At 69.6% G+C, this 20308-nt stretch carries 17 protein-coding genes; 14 read left to right on the top strand and 3 right to left on the bottom strand.

Features of this window, described 5'->3' with window-relative positions; genetic code table 11:
- Window positions 1–91: 91 nt before the first annotated feature.
- The 3 genes from mtrB to HF999_RS07810 are packed head-to-tail and all read left to right on the top strand — an operon-like array spanning window position 92 to window position 4190.
- Window positions 92–1705, top strand: coding sequence for an MtrAB system histidine kinase MtrB (gene mtrB, locus HF999_RS07800; RefSeq protein ID WP_312854065.1), 1614 nt, complete (start codon window positions 92–94; stop codon window positions 1703–1705).
- Window positions 1695–3479, top strand: a complete 1785-nt coding sequence (gene lpqB / locus HF999_RS07805; protein ID WP_168545326.1) for an MtrAB system accessory lipoprotein LpqB — start codon at window positions 1695–1697, stop codon at window positions 3477–3479. The genes mtrB and lpqB overlap by 11 nt, the downstream gene beginning before the upstream one ends.
- A gap of 24 nt (window positions 3480–3503) precedes the next feature.
- On the top strand, window positions 3504–4190 hold the full coding sequence (locus tag HF999_RS07810; RefSeq protein WP_168545327.1) for a ComF family protein: 687 nt from the start codon (window positions 3504–3506) through the stop codon (window positions 4188–4190).
- A 389-nt stretch (window positions 4191–4579) separates the two neighbouring features.
- Here the strand turns inward: HF999_RS07810 and HF999_RS07815 are convergent, their stop codons facing one another.
- Window positions 4580–4834: a ribbon-helix-helix protein, CopG family gene (locus tag HF999_RS07815; protein ID WP_168545328.1), complete on the bottom strand. Its 255-nt coding sequence runs from the start codon at window positions 4832–4834 to the stop codon at window positions 4580–4582.
- A gap of 307 nt (window positions 4835–5141) precedes the next feature.
- On the opposite strand from HF999_RS07815, the gene hpf reads away from it, so the two are divergent.
- Window positions 5142–5864, top strand: coding sequence for a ribosome hibernation-promoting factor, HPF/YfiA family (hpf, locus tag HF999_RS07820; RefSeq protein WP_168545329.1), 723 nt, complete (start codon window positions 5142–5144; stop codon window positions 5862–5864).
- A gap of 154 nt (window positions 5865–6018) precedes the next feature.
- Window positions 6019–8730: a preprotein translocase subunit SecA gene (secA, locus tag HF999_RS07825; protein WP_210733597.1), complete on the top strand. Its 2712-nt coding sequence runs from the start codon at window positions 6019–6021 to the stop codon at window positions 8728–8730.
- 46 nt (window positions 8731–8776) lie between these two features.
- On the opposite strand, the gene HF999_RS07830 is transcribed toward secA, so the two are convergent.
- Both HF999_RS07830 and HF999_RS07835 read right to left on the bottom strand, forming a co-directional pair.
- Complete coding sequence (locus HF999_RS07830) at window positions 8777–9457, bottom strand: lysophospholipid acyltransferase family protein (protein ID WP_168545331.1); 681 nt, start codon at window positions 9455–9457, stop codon at window positions 8777–8779.
- A gap of 66 nt (window positions 9458–9523) precedes the next feature.
- Entirely contained in the window at window positions 9524–10093 is a 570-nt protein-coding gene (locus HF999_RS07835) for an Rv3235 family protein (RefSeq protein WP_168545332.1), read from the bottom strand.
- A gap of 101 nt (window positions 10094–10194) precedes the next feature.
- On the opposite strand from HF999_RS07835, the gene HF999_RS07840 reads away from it, so the two are divergent.
- The 9 genes from HF999_RS07840 to msrA all read left to right on the top strand — a co-directional run bounded on the left by HF999_RS07840 (window position 10195) and on the right by msrA (window position 20308).
- On the top strand, window positions 10195–11598 hold the full coding sequence (locus HF999_RS07840) for a WS/DGAT/MGAT family O-acyltransferase (protein WP_168545333.1): 1404 nt from the start codon (window positions 10195–10197) through the stop codon (window positions 11596–11598).
- The gene (locus HF999_RS07845; RefSeq protein WP_168545334.1) at window positions 11599–12120 is read left to right on the top strand and encodes a DUF6912 family protein; all 522 of its coding nucleotides are present in this window, start codon (window positions 11599–11601) and stop codon (window positions 12118–12120) included.
- 110 nt (window positions 12121–12230) lie between these two features.
- Complete coding sequence (locus HF999_RS07850) at window positions 12231–13376, top strand: ferredoxin reductase (protein ID WP_168545335.1); 1146 nt, start codon at window positions 12231–12233, stop codon at window positions 13374–13376.
- A 121-nt stretch (window positions 13377–13497) separates the two neighbouring features.
- Window positions 13498–14757, top strand: coding sequence for a fatty acid desaturase family protein (locus tag HF999_RS07855; protein ID WP_168545336.1), 1260 nt, complete (start codon window positions 13498–13500; stop codon window positions 14755–14757).
- 195 nt (window positions 14758–14952) lie between these two features.
- On the top strand, window positions 14953–16239 hold the full coding sequence (locus tag HF999_RS07860) for a fatty acid desaturase family protein (RefSeq protein ID WP_168545337.1): 1287 nt from the start codon (window positions 14953–14955) through the stop codon (window positions 16237–16239).
- A 33-nt stretch (window positions 16240–16272) separates the two neighbouring features.
- Entirely contained in the window at window positions 16273–17724 is a 1452-nt protein-coding gene (locus tag HF999_RS07865; protein ID WP_168545338.1) for a fatty acid desaturase, read from the top strand.
- A gap of 60 nt (window positions 17725–17784) precedes the next feature.
- A complete protein-coding gene (locus tag HF999_RS07870; RefSeq protein WP_168545339.1) occupies window positions 17785–19152 on the top strand; it encodes an FAD-dependent oxidoreductase in 1368 nt (455 codons plus the stop codon).
- A complete protein-coding gene (locus HF999_RS07875; RefSeq protein WP_376766480.1) occupies window positions 19149–19616 on the top strand; it encodes a GNAT family N-acetyltransferase in 468 nt (155 codons plus the stop codon). The genes HF999_RS07870 and HF999_RS07875 overlap by 4 nt, the downstream gene beginning before the upstream one ends.
- Window positions 19617–19771: 155 nt before the next feature.
- On the top strand, window positions 19772–20308 hold the full coding sequence (gene msrA / locus HF999_RS07880) for a peptide-methionine (S)-S-oxide reductase MsrA (protein WP_168545340.1): 537 nt from the start codon (window positions 19772–19774) through the stop codon (window positions 20306–20308).

A 20308-nucleotide genomic window follows, 5' to 3' on the forward strand; every position in this document is an offset into this window, starting at 1 on the left:
CCCGCCGATCGTGAGGGGGCGGGCCGGAGCGGCCCGGCTGGGCGACTGGCTGCGGCAGGCGGTGCACGCGGTGCGTTCGGACCCCGCGGTCGTGCTGCGCGACGGTGCCCGGTACGCGGGCATGGGCCTGTCCTACGCCGGGCGGGTGTGGCGGCGGTCGCTGCAGCTGCGCGTCGTGACGCAGACGCTGGTGCTCAGCCTGACCGTGCTGCTGCTGCTCGGTTTCGTGCTCACCTCGCAGATCGCCAAGCAGCTCATCGACGCCAAGCTCACCGCGGGCAAGGAGGAGACGGCCCGGGTCAAGCAGAGCCTGGAGATCGCGCTCGGGCGCAGCGAGCCGCGCACCGAGGGCGTGGAGTCGGTGCTGCGCAGCGTCCGGTCGAGCCTGGTCAGCCAGGGCCTGGACGTGGGTCCGACGGCGGCGCGGTCCGGCAACTACGACCCGGTGCTGATCGTGCCGCACGGCGCCGGCCGGCCGCCCACGGTGTCGGGTAACGAGACCGAGGTCCCGCAGTCCCTGCAGACCTTCGTACGCAGCGGGCAGACCGCCTACCAGCACGCGACGGTGACCGATACGACCGGCCGGTACGGCAAGGTGCTGGTGATCGGCACGCCCGTGCAGTCCTCGATCCAGGGGCTGGAGCTGTACCTGGTGTTCCCCCTGACGCAGGAGGAGAACACCCTCACCCTGATGCAGGGCACGCTGTACACCGGCGGCGGAGTGCTCCTGGTGCTGCTCGCGGCGGTGAGCCTGTTGGTCGCGCGGCAGGTGGTGCTGCCCGTCCGGTCGGCCGCCCGGATCGCGGTGCGGTTCGCGGAGGGGCGGCTCAAGGAACGCATGCCGGTGCGCGGTGAGGACGACATCGCCCGGCTCGCCATGAGCTTCAACGACATGGCCGAGTCGCTGTCCAAGCAGATCAACCAGCTCGAGGAGTTCGGCAACCTCCAACGCCAGTTCACCTCCGATGTCTCGCACGAGCTGCGGACGCCGCTGACGACGGTGCGGATGGCGGCCGACATGATCGCCGATTCCGCCGACGAACTGGACCCCGGCCTGCGCCGCACCACCGAGCTGATGCAGAAGGAACTGGACCGCTTCGAGACGCTGCTCGCCGAGCTGTTGGAGATCTCCCGGCACGACGCCGGCGTCGCCGAGTTGCACTCCGAGCAGATCGACATCGAGGTGCCGATCGCCTCGGCCATGGCCACCGTCCGGCACCTCGCCGAGCAGTCGGAGACCGAGCTGATCCTCGACATGCCGGACGACCCCGTCATCGTCGAGGCCGATACGCGCCGCGTCGAGCGGGTGCTGCGCAACCTGCTGGCCAATGCCATCGACCACAGCGAGGGCAAGCCCGTGATCCTCACCATGCGCGCCGACGACGATGCCGTCGCCGTCACCGTCCGCGACTACGGCGTGGGCCTGCGGCCCGGGGAGGAGAAGCTCGTGTTCAACCGGTTCTGGCGCTCCGACCCGTCGCGCGTGCGCCGCTCCGGCGGCACGGGCCTGGGCCTGGCGATCAGCATCGAGGACGCGCGCCTGCACAGCGGGCGGCTCGAGGCGTGGGGTGAGCCCGGCAGCGGGTCCTGCTTCCGGCTGACCCTGCCTCGCGCGCGCGGCGGCAAGGTGACGGTGAGCCCGCTGCCGCTCAAGTCGACGACGCGGCGCGCCGGCGGCACGGAGGGGAGCTCCGATGACGCGTAGGCTCCTCGCGGTCGCGCTCGTGGGGCTGCTGCTGCTCGCCGGGTGCAGCAACATCCCGGACTCGACGAACCCCCGGGTGATCGGCGACCTGGGCGGCGGTACCACCACCCCGGACCGCGACCTCGGGCCGCGGCGCGACGCGCAGCCCGAGACGATCGTGCGCGATTTCCTCAAGGCCAACGCGGTGGCCGACGGCAACTACGCGGCGTCGCGGAAGTTCCTGGTGCAGAACGGCGCGAGCAACTGGCAGGTGCCCAAGCAGGCCGTCGTGGTCAAGGACATCGACGTGCTGCCGGGCGAGCGCTCCGCCAACCTCATCAAGGCGACGATCCGCGCCCAGGCCACGGGGTTCTTCGGCGCCGACGGCACCCTCGAGCCGACCACGCAGTCCATCACGCAGAACGTCCAGCTGGTGCAGGTCGACGGGCAGTGGCGCATCCAGGGCCTCAGCTCGGTCGGCGAGACCCCGATGCTGGTCATCGACACGACGCAGTTCCGCTCGGTGTACCGGCGGCACCTGCTGTACTTCCCCGATCCGACGGGCCGCACCCTGGTGCCCGACGCGCGGTGGCTGGCCAGCCCGCGTCCCAAGCTGGCCGCGGACCTGCTGATGCTCCTGGTCCGCGGTCCCCGCGCGAGCCTCAAGGACGCGGTGCTCAACCCGTTCGGCAGCTCCGCGGCGGTGCGCGGGGCGGTCACCGACGCGCAGGGCGATCAGCGCGACCCCGGCGTCGGCTTCGCCGGCGTCCACGTCGATTTCACGGGCCTGCCGCGCGTGGAGCCGGACGTCGCGAAACTCGTCGCCGGCCAGGTCGTGTGGTCGCTCTCCGGCGCCGAGGTGCAGGGGCCGTACGTGATCACCGTCGATGGCACCCCGCTCGACGAGAAGCACCAGGCGGGCTGGAACCCCAACGACGTCGCGTCGCTCAGCCCGAACGCGTCCTCGGACCTCGCCGTCGGCCTGCACGGCGTTCTCGACGGTCGATTCGTCAAGGTCTCGGGCTCGCAGGTGACGCCGGTGGCCGGGCCGCTGGGGGCGAGCACCTCCATCCGCTCGGTCGGGCTGTCGAGTTCGGGCCGGCAGGTCGCCGCGGTACTCGACGCGGGGGCGCGCGGCGGGCCCGGCACCTCCCTGATGCTGGGACCCTACGGCGGCGTGCCGACCCAGGTGCTCACCGCCGCGGTCTCCATGACGCGGCCCTCGTGGACGCCGGACGACACCGGCGTCTGGACGGTGGTCGACGGTGCGCGGGTGGTCAAGTTCCGGCTGGACCAGACGACGGGCGAGGTGTCGAGCTCCGACGTGGACTCCGGTGAGGTGGCGGCGGCCGCGCCCGGGCCGATCACGGAGCTGCGGCTCTCGCGCGACGGCGTCCGGGTGGCGCTCGTGGTCGGCGGTCGCGCGCTGGTCGGTGTCGTGCAGACGACGCCGACCGGGCAGACGCGGATCGCGCATCTGCAGTCGGTGATCACCGACCGGGAGCCGGCGGCCTCGTCGATCGACTGGCAGTCCGGCGACCAGTTCGTGGTCGGCCGCAACACCTCGGACTCGCCGGTGCTGATGGTGCGCTACGACGCGGGCGACACGACGCCCCTGCCGAGCCGCAACCTGTCGCCGCCGGTCACGAGCGTCGCCGCGTCCATCTCCACGGTGTACGCCACCGACTCGTCGGGGGTGTGGGAGATCGGCGTCGCGCCGGACAACGACGCGCAATACTGGAGCCAGGTGGATCGTCTGGCGGGGGGCCGGGCGAACCCGGTGCTGCCGGGGTAGTCGCGCCGGGGCGGGGGGGGAGCGATGCGCGTCGAGCGAGCGGTGCGCGGAGTCCTCGGCGGCGTGGACGATCTGGTCGAGCTGGCCGTGCCCCGCACCTGCGGCGGTTGCGGCGCGCCCCGCGTGCGCTGGTGCGGCCGCTGCGAGGCGGCCCTGCACGATGTCCCTGCGCTGATCCGCACCACGGTGCCGGCCGGGGTGCCCGTCTGGACGCTGGGCCGGTACGACGGTGCGCGCCGCGCCGCGGTCCTGCAGCTCAAGGAGCGCGGCCGGGGCGATCTCGCCGTTCCGCTGGGCCGCGGCGTCGCGCACGCGCTGCTGCGCCTGCGCGCCTGGGGCGAGTTCGGCGCGGCGACGGGGCCGCTCGTCCTGGTCCCGGCGCCGACGACGGCGTGGGCGGCTCGCCGCCGCGGCGGCGATGTGGTGACCGCCGTGTGCCGGGCCGCGGCGCGCACGGCCGCGCCCGTCCAGGCGGTGACGGTCTCTCCCGTCCTGCGGTCGGTCGGCGCGGCGGAGTCGGTGGGATTGAGCGCCGCGGCGCGGGCGCGCAATGTGCGCGGCACCGTCCGCGTGCGCGCCCTGCCGGGCCCCGGCACCGTCGTGCTGGTGGACGACGTGGTGACCACCGGGGCCACCCTGGCGGAGTCCGTCGCCGTTCTGGCCCGACGGGGCGTGTCCGTCGCCGCCGCGATCACCCTCGCCGCGGCGTGAGCTCAGTACGGCGATTCGAGGCGCTCGAACATGGGGAAGTGCTTGATGTTTCGGGTCCAGAGCTCTGCGCCTGCGGCCGTGGCGGTCGCGGCAATCAGGTAGTCGGCGATATCGATTCCCGAGTGCGATGCGCGATATCGGCGGGCCAGCACACCCCGCGGCGTCCGCGATCTCCTGCGAGACCGGGATCCATTCGAAGACGGTCAGCAGGGCGCGGGTCGACGACTTCTCCGTTGCGCGCATTCCGCCGAGGATCTCGGTGCGGGTCAGGACGGATCCGAGTAGCCGGCTCTCATTGTGGCGGGCCCGGGCCAGCGCGTCGCGGGCCTCGGGTCGTCCGCGGAGGTGGTCGATGAAGATCGACGTATCGAGCAGGATCGGCGCGCCGACTACCACCGGGCGAACCTGTCCTCCCGTGCGGGTCGGATCCCCTCGACGTACTCCCTGCCGTCCGGGGTGTCGGGGCCCCAGGTTCCGAAGCTACGATCGAGCGCCGCTTCGAATTCCTCGGCGTCCACTCCGCCGTACGTCCGATCCACGGCGCGGCGGATCAACTCCGCCAGGCCCAGCCCTGACGCTCGCGACTCAGTCAGGAGGCGTTCGTACTGCGCGTCCTCCAGTGTGATCTGCGTGCGGTGACTCATGATGTAACTCTACATCACTCCGATCCGAGGCGATCGCCGTCGAGCGCGGGGCACCGTCGGCGTCATCGACCGGACGGTGACGCGCGAGGGAACTCACAGCGACCAAATCCTGGCGGGAACGGAGCACTCGGGCTATCTTCGGGGGTACCTTTCCGGATTCGAGAAAGAGGAGGTGATGTCGCACTTCCCAGGCGCCCGGCAGTCCGCCCGGCGTTCGAATCTGAGCCTGCAGTCACGCATCTGACCACGCGCCGGAGTAGTGATCCGGCCGAGCGTAGAGACTGCGGCCCCGCATGAAAGGTTCCACATGACCCTTCTGTCTTCGCGCGACACGAATCGCGCCCACGCGACCCCCAACGTCGAGGTCGACCCCTTCCGCGAACCCGGCCACCTGGCCGACGAGCGCGACAAGGAGTTCCTCACGCCCAACGCCCCCGTGGCCATCGACGGCCGCAATGTGGAGGTGCCCGAGCACTTCCGCATCTACCTGGAAGACAAGTTGGCCCGGTTGGAGAAGTTCCGCTCCACGATCACCGTGTTCGAGGTGAACCTGTTCCACGAGCCGAATCCGCGCCAGTCCAAGGCATGCCAGCGCCTCGAGCTCACGGTCCGCGGCAAGGGCGGCGTCGCCCGGGCCGAGGCGGCGGCCGAGAGCTTCTACGGCGCCTTCGAGACGGCGCTGACACGGCTGCAGAGCAGGCTGCGCAAGGCCTCGGATCGCAAGAAGGTCCACTACGGCAACCGCACACCGGTCTCGGTCTCGGAGGCCACGGCACCGTCGGCCCTTCTCGATGCGCCGGTCGACGAGTCCGACGGCGATCCGTACGCCCACCTCGTCGAGGATCACCTGCCCGGTCAGGTGGTCCGCATCAAGGATCATCCGGGCACCCCGATGACGGTCGATGACGCGCTGTCGCAGATGGAACTGGTCGGTCACGACTTCTTCCTCTTCTTCGACAAGGAGACCGAGAAGCCGTCCGTGGTGTACCGCCGGAAGGCTTTCGACTACGGCCTCCTCCGGCTGACCTGACGTTTCGCCTACCATGGATCCCGGTCGCCCGACAGGCGGCCGGGATCCGTGCTGTCGTGCCGCTCGCGCGACGCGTTGGCAAAGATCGTTTTCATCACGGGATTGAGGTTGCTCAGTGGTTCTCTCCAAGGTGCTGCGGTTCGGCGAAGGCCGGATGGTCAAGCGGCTCGATGGTCTGGCCTCCTACGTGGAGAGCCTGAACGACGAGTACGAGGCGCTCTCCGACGAGAAGCTCCAGGCCAAGACCGAGCTGTTCAAGAAGCGCTTGGAGAAGGGCGAGACCCTCGACGACATCCTCCCCGAGGCCTTCGCGACGGCCCGTGAGGCGGCGTGGCGCGTGCTCGGGCAGAAGCCGTACCACGTGCAGATCATGGGCGCGGGCGCCTTGCACCAGGGCGACATCGCCGAGATGAAGACCGGCGAGGGCAAGACCCTGACCTCGGTGATGGCGGCCTACGCCAACGCGCTCACCGGCGACGGCGTGCACCTGGTGACCACGAACGACTACCTCGCCAAGCGCGACGCGGACTGGATGGGCCGCGTGCACCGCTTCCTCGGGCTCGAGGTGGACTGCATCCTCGCCGGGCAGGACCCGGACCGCCGTCGCGTGGCGTACGCCGCGGACATCACCTACGGCACCAACAACGAGTTCGGCTTCGACTACCTGCGCGACAACATGGCGCACAGCGAGGAGGAGCTGGTCCAGCGTGGCCACAACTACGCCATCGTCGACGAGGTGGACTCGATCCTCATCGACGAGGCTCGCACCCCGCTCATCATCTCCGGCCCGGCGGACGGGTCGAGCAAGTGGTACACGGAGTTCTCGCGGATCGTGCCGCTGATGGAGAAGGACGTCCACTACGAGGTGGACATCCGCAAGAAGACGATCGGCGTGAACGAGGCGGGCGTCGAGCTGGTCGAGGACCAGCTGGGCATCGAGAACCTGTACGACTCGGCGAACTCGCTCCTGGTCAGCTACCTCAACAACGCGATCAAGGCCAAGGAGCTCTACGAGCGCGACAAGGACTACATCGTCCGGTCGGGCGAGGTCCTCATCGTCGACGAGTTCACCGGTCGCGTGCTCGCGGGCCGCCGCTTCAACGAGGGCATGCACCAGGCCCTCGAGGCGAAGGAGAACGTCGAGATCCAGGCGGAGAACCAGACCCTGGCGACGATCACGCTGCAGAACTACTTCCGCCTCTACGACAAGCTCGCGGGCATGACGGGTACCGCCGAGACCGAGGCCGCCGAGCTGCACCAGATCTACAAGCTGGGCGTCATCCCGATCCCCACGAACAAGCCGATGATCCGCAAGGACCAGACGGACCTCATCTACAAGACGGAGGAGGCGAAGTTCTCGGCCATCGTCGAGGACATCGCCGAGCGCCACGAGGCCGGCCAGCCCGTGCTGATCGGTACCACGTCGGTCGAGCGGTCCGAGTACCTCTCCCGTCAACTCGAGCGCCAGAAGATCCCGCACACGGTCCTCAACGCCAAGTTCCACGAGCAGGAGGCGGCGATCATCGCCAAGGCCGGCACGCCCGGCGCGGTGACGGTGGCTACCAACATGGCCGGTCGCGGCACCGACGTCGTGCTCGGCGGCAACCCGGACATCCTCGCCGACCTCGCGCTGCGCGAGCGCGGCCTGGACCCGGTCGAGACGGCCGAGGAGTACGAGGCCGCCTGGAATGAGACGATCGAGAAGATCAAGAAGGAGTCCAAGGCGGCGGCCGACGACGTGCGCGACGCGGGCGGCCTCTACGTGCTCGGCACCGAGCGGCACGAGTCGCGGCGCATCGACAATCAGCTGCGCGGCCGCGCCGGCCGCCAGGGCGACCCGGGCGAGTCCCGGTTCTACCTCTCGCTGGGTGACGAACTGATGCGGCGCTTCAACGGCGCGCAGATCGAGGCGTGGATGAACCGCGTCAACCTGCCCGACGACGTGCCGATCGACAACAAGTTCGTCTCCCGTGCGATCCGCAGCGCGCAGACCCAGGTCGAGCAGCAGAACTTCGAGATCCGCAAGAACGTGCTCAAGTACGACGACGTGCAGAACGAGCAGCGCAAGGTCATCTACGACGAGCGTCGCAAGATCCTCCGCGGCGAGGACCTGTTCGACCAGGTCAACCACATGACCGACGACGTCGTCTCCGCCTATGTCGACGGTGCCACCGCCACCGGCTACGTCGAGGACTGGGACCTCGAGGAACTGTGGACGGCGATGCGCACGCTGTACCCGATCAGCCTGGACTGGAAGCAGGTCGTCGGCGAGGACGAGAACGGCGACCGCGACGAGATCACCGGTGCCGAACTCAAGGACATCCTCCTCAAGGACATCCACGCCGCCTACGACACTCACCAGGAGAGCATCGAGAAGGCCGCCGGTGAGGGCACGATGCGCCAGGTCGAGCGGTCCGTGCTGCTGACGGTGCTGGACCAGAAGTGGCGCGAGCACCTGTACGAGATGGATTACCTCAAGGAGGGCATCGGGCTGCGCCAGATCGCCCAGCGCGATCCGGTGGTCGAGTACCAGCGCGAGGGCTTCGACATGTTCAACGGCATGCTCGAGGGCCTCAAGGAGGAGTCGGTCTCGACCCTGTTCAAGGTGCAGGTCCAGCAGCCCGAGGAGGGCCAGGCGGCCCCGTCCGAGGAGCACGACGCCGCGCTCACGCTGAGCGAGGCCCTGGCCGAGCCGGATCCGGAGAAGGTCACACTCTCCGGCCCCTCCGAGTCGGGCGATCTCACGGAGATCTCGCAGAGCGCCGACGAGCCGCAGGGCTCGCGTTCCGAGCGTCGCGCCGCCAAGCGCGAGGCGGACAAGGCGGCGCAGAAGGCGGCGAGCGCGCGGGCGAAGCACCGCCGGTAGCAGCGGATTCCGGCACGGCCCCCGCAGGTGGGGGCCGTCGGGAGCGCTACTTGCCGCCCTTCTTCGCGTACTCGGGCACCCGGTCCTGCCCGGTGCGGGCGCCGATCGCGTCCATCATCCGGTCGGTGGCGCGGCGGATCGAGTCCTGGTCGTCCGGGCTCGCGTCGCTGAGGTCGAGCGGGGGCAGCACGTCGACGACGACCCGGCTCTTCCAGAAGTTCTTCAGCGTGCGGTGGTCGGTGCGGCGCAGTGCGATGGGCACGATCGGCGTGCCGGTGGCCAGCGCGACGCGCACGGCGCCGGTCTTGCCCTTGTACAGCCGGCCGTCGGGGGAGCGGGTGCCCTCCGGATGGATGCCCCACACGCCGCCGCTCTCGACGATCCCGGTGGCGGCCTCGAGCGCGGGCGCGGACACGGAACCGCCGCGTCGGTCGACGGGGATCTGCCCCATGCCGGAGAAGAAGATCTTCTTGAACTTCCCCTTGATCCCGGGCTGGGTGAAGTAGTCGGCCTTGGCCAGGAACATGACCGGCCGCCGGGCGCTCTGCACCACGTAGAACGAGTCCGAGATCGCGAGGTGGTTGGCCGCCAGGATCACCGGCCCGGTACGCGGAATGTTCTCCAGCCCGCTGTATTCGGGGCGACCCCAGGCCCAGAGGGCGGGTCCGATCAGCAGGTGGCGGGCGACTCGGTAGCGGAACGCGGCGCGCAGGGAACTCAGCGACATGTCCCATTGTGTACCGCTCCGCGGGACCGGGCGGCCGCGAATGGCGGAATCGATCCCCGGCCGAGCTCACGCCGCCGTCGTGAACGCGACCCACCGCCACCGTCCGGCCGTGGCCTCGACCCGGCCCGCGGCCGCGAGGACGCGGTCCCCGCGGCTGTAGGTGAGGAAGATCTCGGCGCCCACCTCGGGATCGCCGGCCCGCGGCCGGGTGCGCGGCGCGAGCGCCCGGGGCGTGCCGACGTGCACATCGCCCCAGCCGGACACGATCCCCGCCGGACCGTGGTCGGCGAGCGTGCGGAGCACGTCGACGACGGTGGTCGAGGCGATGGCCGCCAGGTGTTTGGCGGGTCGTCGTCGGTCGAGCACCTCGAAGACGGGGCGCAGCGTCGACAGCACGAACCGGTGCGCGTCGGGATGGACGGCGGCCACGGGCCCGGGCAGGGCCGTCGGGGCGGGCGGTCCGGACTTCGACGGTGCCGGGACCGGCGGTGCGGCGGGTGTGGCCCGCGGTCGCGTCAACGGCTCCGCCGGCGGCTCGGCGGACGGTGCGCGCAGCACCACGAAGCCCCGTTCCTTCGACGACGGCGTGCGGGACCCGGTCCCGCCGGCCGTGAGAATGATCGCCCCCATACTCATTAGACGCACCAGGGAGCCGTTCGGATCCCTCGTACTCCGACCGGCCCGTGCCCGCCCATCCCGTATGCTGGCGCCGAAGATCGACGCTGGGGAGGTGCGCGGTGAAGGGCAGGCTCAGCCAGTCCGACGCGGAGTTCTACGCGTTGGAGAATTCCACGACCCCCACGCACGTCGGATCGCTGGTGATCCTGCGGCGCCCCGAGGAGGGCCTGGACTACGAGCGCCTGCTCGACACGATCGAGGAGCGCCTGGCCGCGGTGCCGCGGTACCGGCAGAAGGTCCGGACGGTGCCGCTCGGGATCGCCCGGCCGGTGTGGATCGAGGACCGCGACTTCGACATCACCTACCACGTACGGGTCTCCGCCCTGCCGCAACCGGGCAGCGACGATCAGCTGCACGACCTCGTCGCCCGCCTCAACTCGCGTCCGCTCGACCGCGAGCGCCCGCTGTGGGAGGTCTACCTCATCGAGGGCGTCGCCGACGATCGGCTGGCGGTGTTCAGCAAGACCCACCTGGCGCTGGTCGACGGCCGCGCCAATGTCGATCTGATGCAGCTGCTGCTCACCGACACACCGCACACGCCGCAGCCGCCCGAGGACCTGTGGATGGGCCAGCACGAGCCGAGCGACGGCGAGCTCGTGATGGGCGCCGTCATCGACATGTTCTCGCGCCCGAAGCGCACCGCGGCCATGATCCAGGGCGTCGTCGGCGAGGTCGCCGAGTCGATCACGGGGCTGCAGGAGGACGCGGTCAACGTGATCGAACGCGCGTCGTCACTGGTGCGCGCCCGCACCGCCGTGACCCCGGTCCGTTCGCTCAACGTGCCGATCTCGCGGAGCCGACGGTTCGCGGTCGCGCGGATGGACCTCGACGAGTTCCGCCGGTTGCGCGCCGCGTACGGCTGCACGGTCAACGACCTGCTGCTGTCGGTGGTCGCCGGCGGCCTGCGCACCTGGCTGATCTCGCGGGGCGAACCGATCAGCGCCGGCACCGAGGTGCGGGTGCTCGAGCCGATCGCCGTCGACGACGTGGGCCTGGGCGTCGGGGAGCAGGTGCGCGCGTACATCGTCCGGCTGCCGGTCGCGGAGGGCAACGCGGTGGTCCGGATGCGGCAGATCGCGCACGGCGCGGCGGCCCAGGTCGACCGGAACCGGCAGGTGGCCGCCCGGGCGCTCGCGGCGAGCGGCGGCTTCACCCCGCCCACGCTGCACGCCCTCGGCGCGCGCACGGCGATGAGCGTCTCGCCGCGCTCGTTCAACATCCTGGTCACCAACGCGCCGGGGCCGCAGGCGCCGGTGTACCTGGCGGGGATCGAGGTGCAGCGGGTGTACCCGGTGCCCCCGCTCATCGCCGATCAGGTGGTGTCCATCGGCATCACGTCGTACAACGGCACCGTCTACATCGGCCTCAACGCCGACCGCGACGGCATGTGGGACGTGATCTCGATGACGGAGTTCCTGTACGAGGCGCGCGACGAGCTCGCCGCGTCCGCGAAGGGGGAGTAGATGTCTGTCCGCGTGTACGTGCCCAGCACCCTGGCCGGGCTGCAGGTCCTGCAGCGCGACGGTGAGCTGTTCCCGTTGGGCGGCACCGTCTTCGGGGTGACGCCGGCGCTGCGCGAGGCGTACACCTCGGGCGACGACGAGGAGCTCGCCGAGGCCGCCATGCGGAACGCCGCGCGGGCCTCCCTGCGGTTGCTCGCGGTCGACGGTGCGCCGGAAACCGATGGCGCGGAACCGGATCCGATCCGGCGCGTGGTCATCACCGCCGACGTCCCCGCCGCGAAGGAGCGCCCGGACCTCGATGACGCGGTGCTCAAGGTGACCGAGCCGATCCTCCTCAAGAACGTGCTCGCCGTGCACGTGGACGTGTCCGATGCCGAGGACGCCGTCACCCGCGCCGCGCAGGTCGTCGACGCCGCGGATCTGGGCGACGAGGACGCCGAGCTCGCCGTCGGCGACGCCGAGGATCACGACCTCGCCTGGTACGCGACACAGGAACTGCCCTTCCTCCTCGAACTGCTCTGACCCGGACGGGACGGCGTCACAGCCGGCTGCGCGGGAGCATCGCGTCACACCGCGATGGAACAGTCGGGAAGAAATTGTCCCAACAGGTTACGGCACCGTAGGCTCAGGGCATGAGCAACCGTTTCCGCGCCCTCCGTGACTGGCTCGAGTCCCCGGCCAAGGACGTTTCCGCCGAGCATCCCCGCACCAATCTGGTGCGCGGTGCCGTGGCGCGCCTGACCACCCCGCTGCTCCCGGACGACTACCTGCACCTGATCAACCCGCTGTGGTCGGCGCGCGAGCTGCGCGGCAAGATCGTGCGGGTCGAGCAGGAGACGGACGACTCGGTCACCCTCACGATCGAGACCGGCTGGGGCTTCAACACCAAGTACGAGGCCGGGCAGTACGTCGGCATCGGCGTGCTCGTCGACGGCAAGTGGACGTGGCGCTCGTACTCGCTGACCTCCGTGCCGGACATGGGGCAGGGTCGCGGGCCGCGCGAGGTCTCGATCACCGTGAAGGCGATGAACGAGGGCTTCCTGTCGAACCACCTCGTCACGGGCGTCTCCGAGGGCACGATCGTGCGGCTGCAGGCACCGTCGGGCGATTTCACGCTCCCGAACCCCCTGCCGCCCAAGGTCCTGTTCCTCACCGCGGGCAGCGGCATCACCCCGGTCATGGCGATGCTCCGCACGCTGGAGCGGCGCGGCATCCCGGCGTCCACCGACATCGTGGCCGTGCACTCCGCCCCGACCGCCGACGCGACGCTGTTCCGCGACGAGCTCGAGGCCTTCGACGCGAACCACGACAATGTGGCCGTCCAACTGCGGTACACCCGCGAGACCGGCCGGCTCACGCCCGCCAACATCGGCGAGGTCGTGCCGGACTGGCAGGAGCGGCAGACGTGGATCTGTGGCCCCGGCGTGTTCCTGAGCGACATGGAGAAGGCCTGGAAGGACCGCGGGATCGAGTCGCGGCTGCACCAGGAGCGGTTCACCGTCGAGCGCGCCGATGTCTCGGCGAGCGGCGGCGAGGTCACCTTCCTCAAGGCCGGGAAGACCACCGATGTCGACGGTGCCACCACCCTTCTGGAGGCCGGCGAGGCCGCGGGCGTGCAGATGCCCTTCGGCTGCCGCATGGGCATCTGCCAGACCTGCGTGGTGCAGCTCGCCGACGGTCAGGTCCGCGACCTGCGCAGCGGTGACCTGCACACGGAGGGCGAGCGGATTCAGACGTGCATCTCCGTTGCGGTCGGCGATTGCACGCTCGACGTCTAGCGCTGCGCGCCGAGGCGTCCGACCTGCGGGTTGGTCACATCCGTTGACAGGCTACGCACCCGTAACTTACGGTTGCGTAGGTTAGAGACGACACCGACCGACCACTGAAGGACGGGCCCGCATGGCGATCACCGACATCCCCGAGTACGCGCATCTCACCGAGGCCGACGTCGAGACGTTGGGGGCGGAGCTGGATGCGATCCGGCGCGACATCGAGGCCGTCCGGGGCGAGACCGACGTGCAGTACCTGCGGCGCACCATCGCCGCGCAGCGCGGGCTCGAGGTGGCGGGCCGGGCGATGCTGCTCGGCGCGCACAAGCGCGGCTTCTGGTGGGGTTCGGCGGTCTCGCTCGGTCTGGCGAAGATCATCGAGAACATGGAGCTCGGGCACAACATCATGCACGGGCAGTGGGACTGGATGAACGATCCGGAGATCCACTCGACCACGTGGGAGTGGGACAACGCCGGCACCTCGCGGCTGTGGAAGCACACCCACAACTACGTGCACCACAAGTACACGAACGTCCTCGACATGGACGACGACGTGGGCTACAAGACCCTGCGCGTCACGCGCGATCAGCCGTGGACCCCGTTCAACTCGGGCAACCTCGTCTACAACACGATCCTCATGCTGCTCTTCGAGTACGGCGTGGCGATCCAGCACCTCGAGCTCGGCCGCGCGGCCACCAAGTGGAAGAAGTCGTGGTTCGATCGTGAGGGCTTCAAGGCGGACGCCTCGGACGTCGGCCGCAAGATCGGCCGCCAGGTGCTCAAGGACTATGTCGCGGCGCCGCTCGTCGGCGTGTCCTTCGGCGGTGCGCGCGGGTGGCGCAAGGCGCTGACCGCGACGATCACCGCCAACGTGATCCGGAACGTGTGGACCAACGCGGTCATCTTCTGCGGCCACTTCCCCGACGGTGCCGAGAAGTTCACCAAGCAGGACGTCGACAACGAGACGCAGGCGCAGTGGTACCTGCGCCAGATGCTCGGCAGTGCGAACCTCTCCGGCGGCCCCGTCATCGACTTCCTCTCCGGCAATCTGAGTTACCAGATCGAGCACCACCTGTTCCCCGACCTGCCGTCGAACCGGTTGGCGGAGATCGGCGTTCGGGTTCGCGCGCTGTGCGAGAAGTACGACCTGCCGTACACGATCGGGCCCCTGCACGTGCAGTACTACAAGTCCTGGCGCACCATCGCCAAGCTGTCGCTGCCCAACAAGTACCTGCGCGACACCGCCGACGACGCCCCGGAGACCGCCTCGGAGGCGATGTTCGCGGGCACCGAGTTCGCGGAGCCGCGGGTCGACGCGGTCACCGGGCGCCGGTTCGGCCTCAAGGCCGCTCGCGCCGCGGTCCACGCCCGGCGTCGCCGCCGCGCCTGACCCCCGTTCCCTTGCCCGACGGTGCGCCGCGCACCGTCGGGCATCGGCGTCTCGTGGGGGAGATCGGTACCGCGGACGTGTGACGTGCGCCCCACGTGAAACAAGATCGATGACTTTGTCCTACCCGGCTGCTACGGTGGAATCGTTCTGTTCTTGAGGCCGCACCATGCGGTCGTACCGATGGGGGATCGCCTCGTGGCTATCACTGACGTCGCGGAGTACGCGCACCTGACCGACGCCGATATCGAGGCGCTCGGTGCTGAGCTGGACGCGCTGCGTCGCGAGATCGAGGAGAGCCGCGGCGAGGAGGATGCCAAGTACATCCGCCGCGTGATCAAGAGCCAGCGCATCGCCGAGACCGCCGGCCGCGTCTTCGGGCTGGGCGCCGGCATGAAGGGCTGGAAGGGCAAGGCCGCTTGGGCCGCCTCCGCCGCGTGCCTGAGCTACGCGAAGGTGATCGAGAACAACGAGCTCGGCCACAACATCATGCACGGCCAGTGGGACTGGATGAACGATCCGGAGATCCACTCCACCAGCTGGGAGTGGGACAGCGCCTCGGACGGCAAGTTCTGGCGCCACACCCACAACTACATGCACCACAAGTACACCAACGTCACCGATATGGACGACGACATCGGCTACGGCATCCTGCGCGTCACGCGCGACCAGCCGTGGGAGCCGTACATGCTCTTCAATCCGGTCTACAACTTCATCCTCATGACGGGCTTCCAGTACGGCAAGGCCGTGCAGCACCTCGAGCTGATGAAGGCCATCAAGGCGGCGCTCAACGGCGGTGAGCAGTACGCCGAGTACGACTGGGAGGAGTTCCGCAGCCGGCTCAAGGTGGTCCTCACCAAGATCACCAAGCAGACCGCGAAGGACTACGTCCTGTTCCCGGCGATGGCGGTGCCCTTCACCGGCGCCCGCGGCTACAAGAAGGCCGCCTCGGCGAACTACGTCGCGAACACGGTGCGCGACGTGTGGGATCACATGACCATCTTCTGCGGTCACTTCCCGGACGATGCCGAGAAGTTCACCATCGAGGACATCGACAACGAGACCCTCCCGGAGTGGTACCTGCGCCAGATGCTGGGCACCGCGAACTTCGAGGGCAGCAACGCGCTGCACTTCATCACCGGGCACCTGGGCCGGCAGATCGAGCACCACCTGTACCCGGACCTGCCCTCCAACCGCTACAACTACATCAACTCGCGCCTGGTCGAGATCTGCGAGAAGTACGACCTGCCGTACAACACCGGGCCGATGTGGAAGCAGTACGCCGAGTCCTGGCGCACCATCATCAAGCTCTCGCTGCCGGACAAGTACCTGACGGCCACCGTCGACGATGCGCCCGAGACGCACTCGAACAAGCGCTTCTACGACGAGTCCGGCCGGACCACCGTGGTCAAGGGCGAGATCGATGCAGAGGGCAACCGTCGTGGCCTGGTCTCGCACGTCGAGGAGCTGGCGGCAGCGAAGTAACGGAGCGGGCCGGACGCGCGTAGCCTTAGACACGTGGCTATCACTGATGTCGGCGAGTACGCACACCTCGATGACGCCGACATCGAGGAGCTCGCGCGGGAGCTGGATTCCATCCGCGCCGAGGTCGAGTCGTCGCGCGGCGAGCGGGACGCCCGGTACATCCGTGGCGTGATCCGGGCGCAGCGCGTGCTCGAGGCCGCGGGCCGGCTCACCATCCTCGGCTCCCGGAGTCGATGGTTCTGGGCCGCGGGCGCGGGCATGCTCGGGGTCGCGAAGATCATCGAGAACATGGAGCTCGGGCACAATGTGATGCACGGGCAGTGGGATTGGATGAACGATCCCGAGATCCACTCCACCACGTGGGAGTGGGACATGGCGTGTCCCGGTGCGCACTGGAAGCACTCGCACAACTTCCTGCACCACAAGTACACCAATGTCCTGGGCATGGATCTGGACGTCGGTTATGGCGTCCTCCGGGTCACCCGGGACGAGCGGTGGGAGGCCAAGCGGTCCGCCCAGTTCCTCAACAACCTGTTCCTCGGGCTCACCTTCGAGTGGGGCATCGCCCTGCACGACATCGAGCTGGCCGAGGCCATCGCCGGGAACAAGCCGTGGCCGCAAACGCGAAAGCAGCTGCGCGAGTTGGGCGTCAAGGCCGCGCGGCAGCTGGGTAAGGACTTCGTGCTGTACCCGGTGGTCAGCAAGGCCGTCGGCGGCTCGTTCGGACGCACGCTGTCCGCGAACCTCACGGCGAACGTCGTCCGCAACATCTGGACCTACGTCGTCATCTTCTGCGGGCACTTCCCCGACGGTGCCGAGAAGTTCACCACCGAGTCCATCGTCGACGAGACGCCGGGGGAGTGGTATCTGCGGCAGATGCTGGGCAGCGCGAACATCTCCGGCGGCCGCGCGATGGATTTCATGACCGGCAACCTGAGCTACCAGATCGAGCACCACATGTTCCCCGACCTGCCGTCGAACCGGCTCGCGGAGATCAGCGTGAAGGTGCGGGAGATCTGTGAGAAGTACGACCTCCCGTACACCGAGGGTCCGTTGCTGCGTCAGTACTACCTGTCCCAGCGCACGATCGCGAAGCTCTCGCTGCCCGACCGCTGGCTGCGCGCCACCTCGGACGATGCCCCGGAGACGGCGTCGGAGCTGCGGTTCGCCGCGATCCGCGAGCGTCTCGTCGTCGCCCAGGAGAACGCGCAGGACCGGTTCGCCCTGGCCCAGGAGAATGCGCACGACCGGCTCGTGCACGCCCAGGAGGCGGCGCAGGATCGCCTGGTGCACGCCCAGGAGGCGGCGCAGGACCGTCTGACCCACGCCCGCGAGGCTGCGCACGCCGCGCAGCTCGAGGTGGAGCGCGTCGGCCTCCGCACGGCGATCGCCGAGGCGGCGCGGCACAAGGTCGAGGAGAAGCGGGCACGGTCGGAGGCCAAGCGCGCGCGTCGTCGGCGGCACCGGCGCTCCGGGGTGGCGTAGAATCCCCACTTTGGGCAGCCTAAGAAGACTGCCGAGTCGTCCTCGTCGGGAGTGTTGTTGATGAAGCCCTTGCGCGTCGCGATCGTGGGTTCCGGGCCGTCGGGTTTCTTCGCCGCCGGGAATCTGTTGGAGCAGGACAACATCGAGGTGCAGGTCGACGTGTTCGACCGGCTGCCCACGCCGTTCGGCCTGGTCCGCTACGGCGTCGCGCCCGACCATCCCGCGATCAAGTCGGTCACCAAGATCTTCGACCGCACCGCGCAGCACGAGAACTTCCGCTACTTCGGCAATGTCGAGGTCGCGACCGACATCCAGGCCGCCGAGCTCGCGCAGTGGTACGACGCCGTGATCTACGCGATCGGCGCGTCCGGCGGCCGGCGCCTCGAGGTCGACGGTGCCTGGCTTCCCGGTAACCACCCGTCCAGCGACTTCGTGGGCTGGTACAACGGCCACCCCGACCGCCGCGACCTCGACGTCGACCTCGGTGTGGAGCGCGCCGTTGTCATCGGGAACGGCAATGTCGCGCTCGACGCGGCCCGGATCCTGGTCACCGGCACCGAGAAGCTCGAGGGCACCGACATGGCCGAGCACGCGCTGGCGGCCCTGCGCGGTTCGGCCATCCGCGAGGTCGTCGTGCTCGGTCGCCGCGGCGCGGAGCAGGCCGCGTTCACGCCCTCCGAGGTCGCCGAGCTGGGCAAGCTGCCGGGCGTCGATGTCATCGTCGACCCGGCCGACGTGCCCGCGGAGGACAAGGAGCGCGACAAGGCCCGCCCGCCGATCGAGCGCAACAATCTCAAGCAGCTGCGCAAGCTGGCCGCCCTCGAGCCGACCGGGGCGGACCGTCGGATCGTGCTGAAGTTCCTGCGCTCCGTCGTCGGGATCGGTGGGGACGGCGCCGTGCGCACCGTCTCGGTCGCGACCAACGAGCTCGCCCTGGGCGAGGATGGCACCGTCGAGGCGCAGCCCACCGGTGCGGTCGCCGAGCACGACGCGGGCCTGGTCATCCACGCCGTCGGCTACCACGGCACCCCGATTCCCGGCATCCCGTTCGACACGGAGCGGGGCGTGTTCCGCAACGCCGACTCGCGGATCGTCGGCTACGACGGTGCGCCCCTCCCGGGCCACTACGTGGTCGGCTGGATCAAGCGCGGACCGTCGGGCGTCATCCCCACGAACCGCGACTGCGCACGCGACACCGTCTCGGTGCTCCTCGCCGATGCCGCCGCGGGCAAGCTGGCCCGCAGCGAGTTCGACGGCGCCCAGGTCGAGAAGCTCGTCGTCGAGCGGGTGCCGAACCTCGTCGAGTACGACGGCTGGATGGCGATCGACGCGCACGAGACCGCCCTCGCGGAGGAGGAGGATCGCCCGCGCGTGAAGCTCACCAGTGTCGACGCGATGATCGACGCGGCGCAGGCCGCCGCGGAGTGATCGCCCGCGCCGATTTCGACGATCCCGCGCTCGCGGCGTTCCTCGCCGCGCACCACGCGGACATGGCGCCCACCGCGCCGCCGGAGAGTCAGCATGCGCTCGCGCTGGACGAGTTGCGTATGCCGCACGTCCGGCTGTGGACCTGTCACGAAGGCGGTGCGCTCGTCGGGACGGTCGCCCTGGCGGCACTGGAATCCGGTCACGAGGAGCTCAAGTCGATGCGCACCGCGCCGCGGGCGCGCGGGCGGGGGATCGGACGTCGGCTGCTGGCCCACGCGCTGGAGGATGCGCGCACACGGGGCGTGGAACGGATCTCGCTGGAGACCGGGACCCAGGACTTCTTCGCCCCGGCTCGGGCCCTCTACGCCGCCCATGGTTTCGTCCCCTGCGGACCCTTCGGTGACTACCTCGATGACCCCAACAGCGTTTTCCTCACCAGGGTCTCCGCTGAGATGTGCCCCTGAGCGGCGCACGCCCAGAAACGCCCAGGTCGTAGAACGCCCGCGCCGCTGGGGCGCACATGTCAGCACCCACCCCGAGTACCGTCGGAATCGTGCGACACACAGCGGTGTTGAAGCGATTGGCGGGAGCGCGGGTCTCCCGGCGGAAGGAACTGCGCATGACTGACAACGGCACCATCACCACCGTCGCCGGCCGCGAGACCGCGGTGCTCGCCGGCGGGTGCTTCTGGGGTATGCAGGACCTGCTCCGCAAGCAGCCGGGCATCGAGGCCACGCGCGTGGGCTACACCGGCGGCACGAACGCGAACGCCACCTATCGCAATCACCCCGGGCACGCCGAGGCGGTCGAGATCGTGTTCGACCCGGCGAAGACCAGCTACCGCGACGTGCTGGAGTTCTTCTTCCAGATCCACGACCCGTCGACGGTCGATCGCCAGGGCAACGACGTGGGCTCGAGCTACCGCTCGGCGATATTCCCGCTGAGCGAGGAGCAGGAGAAGGTGGCGCGCGACACCATCGCCGATGTCGACGCCTCCGGGCTGTGGCCGGGCAAGGCCGTCACCACGATCGAGGCGCCGGCGCCGTTCTGGAACGCCGAGCCGGAGCACCAGGACTACCTCGAGAAGTACCCGGACGGCTACACCTGCCACTTCCCGCGCCCGGGTTGGAAGCTGCCCAAGCGCGCGTCCGCGTAG

This window comes from Tsukamurella spumae (assembly GCF_012396015.1).
GTDB lineage: Bacteria > Actinomycetota > Actinomycetes > Mycobacteriales > Mycobacteriaceae > Tsukamurella > Tsukamurella spumae.

What these genes read in the sequence shown, in the direction of transcription:
- hpf (WP_168545329.1), top strand. Translation starts at nt 5,142, where the DNA reads ATGACCCTTCTGTCTTCGCGCGACACGAATCGCGCCCACGCGACCCCC.
- HF999_RS07850 (WP_168545335.1), top strand. Translation starts at nt 12,231, where the DNA reads ATGAGCAACCGTTTCCGCGCCCTCCGTGACTGGCTCGAGTCCCCGGCC.
- HF999_RS07855 (WP_168545336.1), top strand. Translation starts at nt 13,498, where the DNA reads ATGGCGATCACCGACATCCCCGAGTACGCGCATCTCACCGAGGCCGAC.
- HF999_RS07830 (WP_168545331.1), bottom strand. Translation starts at nt 9,457, where the DNA reads ATGTCGCTGAGTTCCCTGCGCGCCGCGTTCCGCTACCGAGTCGCCCGC.
- msrA (WP_168545340.1), top strand. Translation starts at nt 19,772, where the DNA reads ATGACTGACAACGGCACCATCACCACCGTCGCCGGCCGCGAGACCGCG.
- HF999_RS07810 (WP_168545327.1), top strand. Translation starts at nt 3,504, where the DNA reads ATGCGCGTCGAGCGAGCGGTGCGCGGAGTCCTCGGCGGCGTGGACGAT.
- HF999_RS07835 (WP_168545332.1), bottom strand. Translation starts at nt 10,093, where the DNA reads ATGAGTATGGGGGCGATCATTCTCACGGCCGGCGGGACCGGGTCCCGC.
- secA (WP_210733597.1), top strand. Translation starts at nt 6,019, where the DNA reads ATGGTCAAGCGGCTCGATGGTCTGGCCTCCTACGTGGAGAGCCTGAAC.
- HF999_RS07870 (WP_168545339.1), top strand. Translation starts at nt 17,785, where the DNA reads ATGAAGCCCTTGCGCGTCGCGATCGTGGGTTCCGGGCCGTCGGGTTTC.
- HF999_RS07845 (WP_168545334.1), top strand. Translation starts at nt 11,599, where the DNA reads ATGTCTGTCCGCGTGTACGTGCCCAGCACCCTGGCCGGGCTGCAGGTC.
- lpqB (WP_168545326.1), top strand. Translation starts at nt 1,695, where the DNA reads ATGACGCGTAGGCTCCTCGCGGTCGCGCTCGTGGGGCTGCTGCTGCTC.
- HF999_RS07815 (WP_168545328.1), bottom strand. Translation starts at nt 4,834, where the DNA reads ATGAGTCACCGCACGCAGATCACACTGGAGGACGCGCAGTACGAACGC.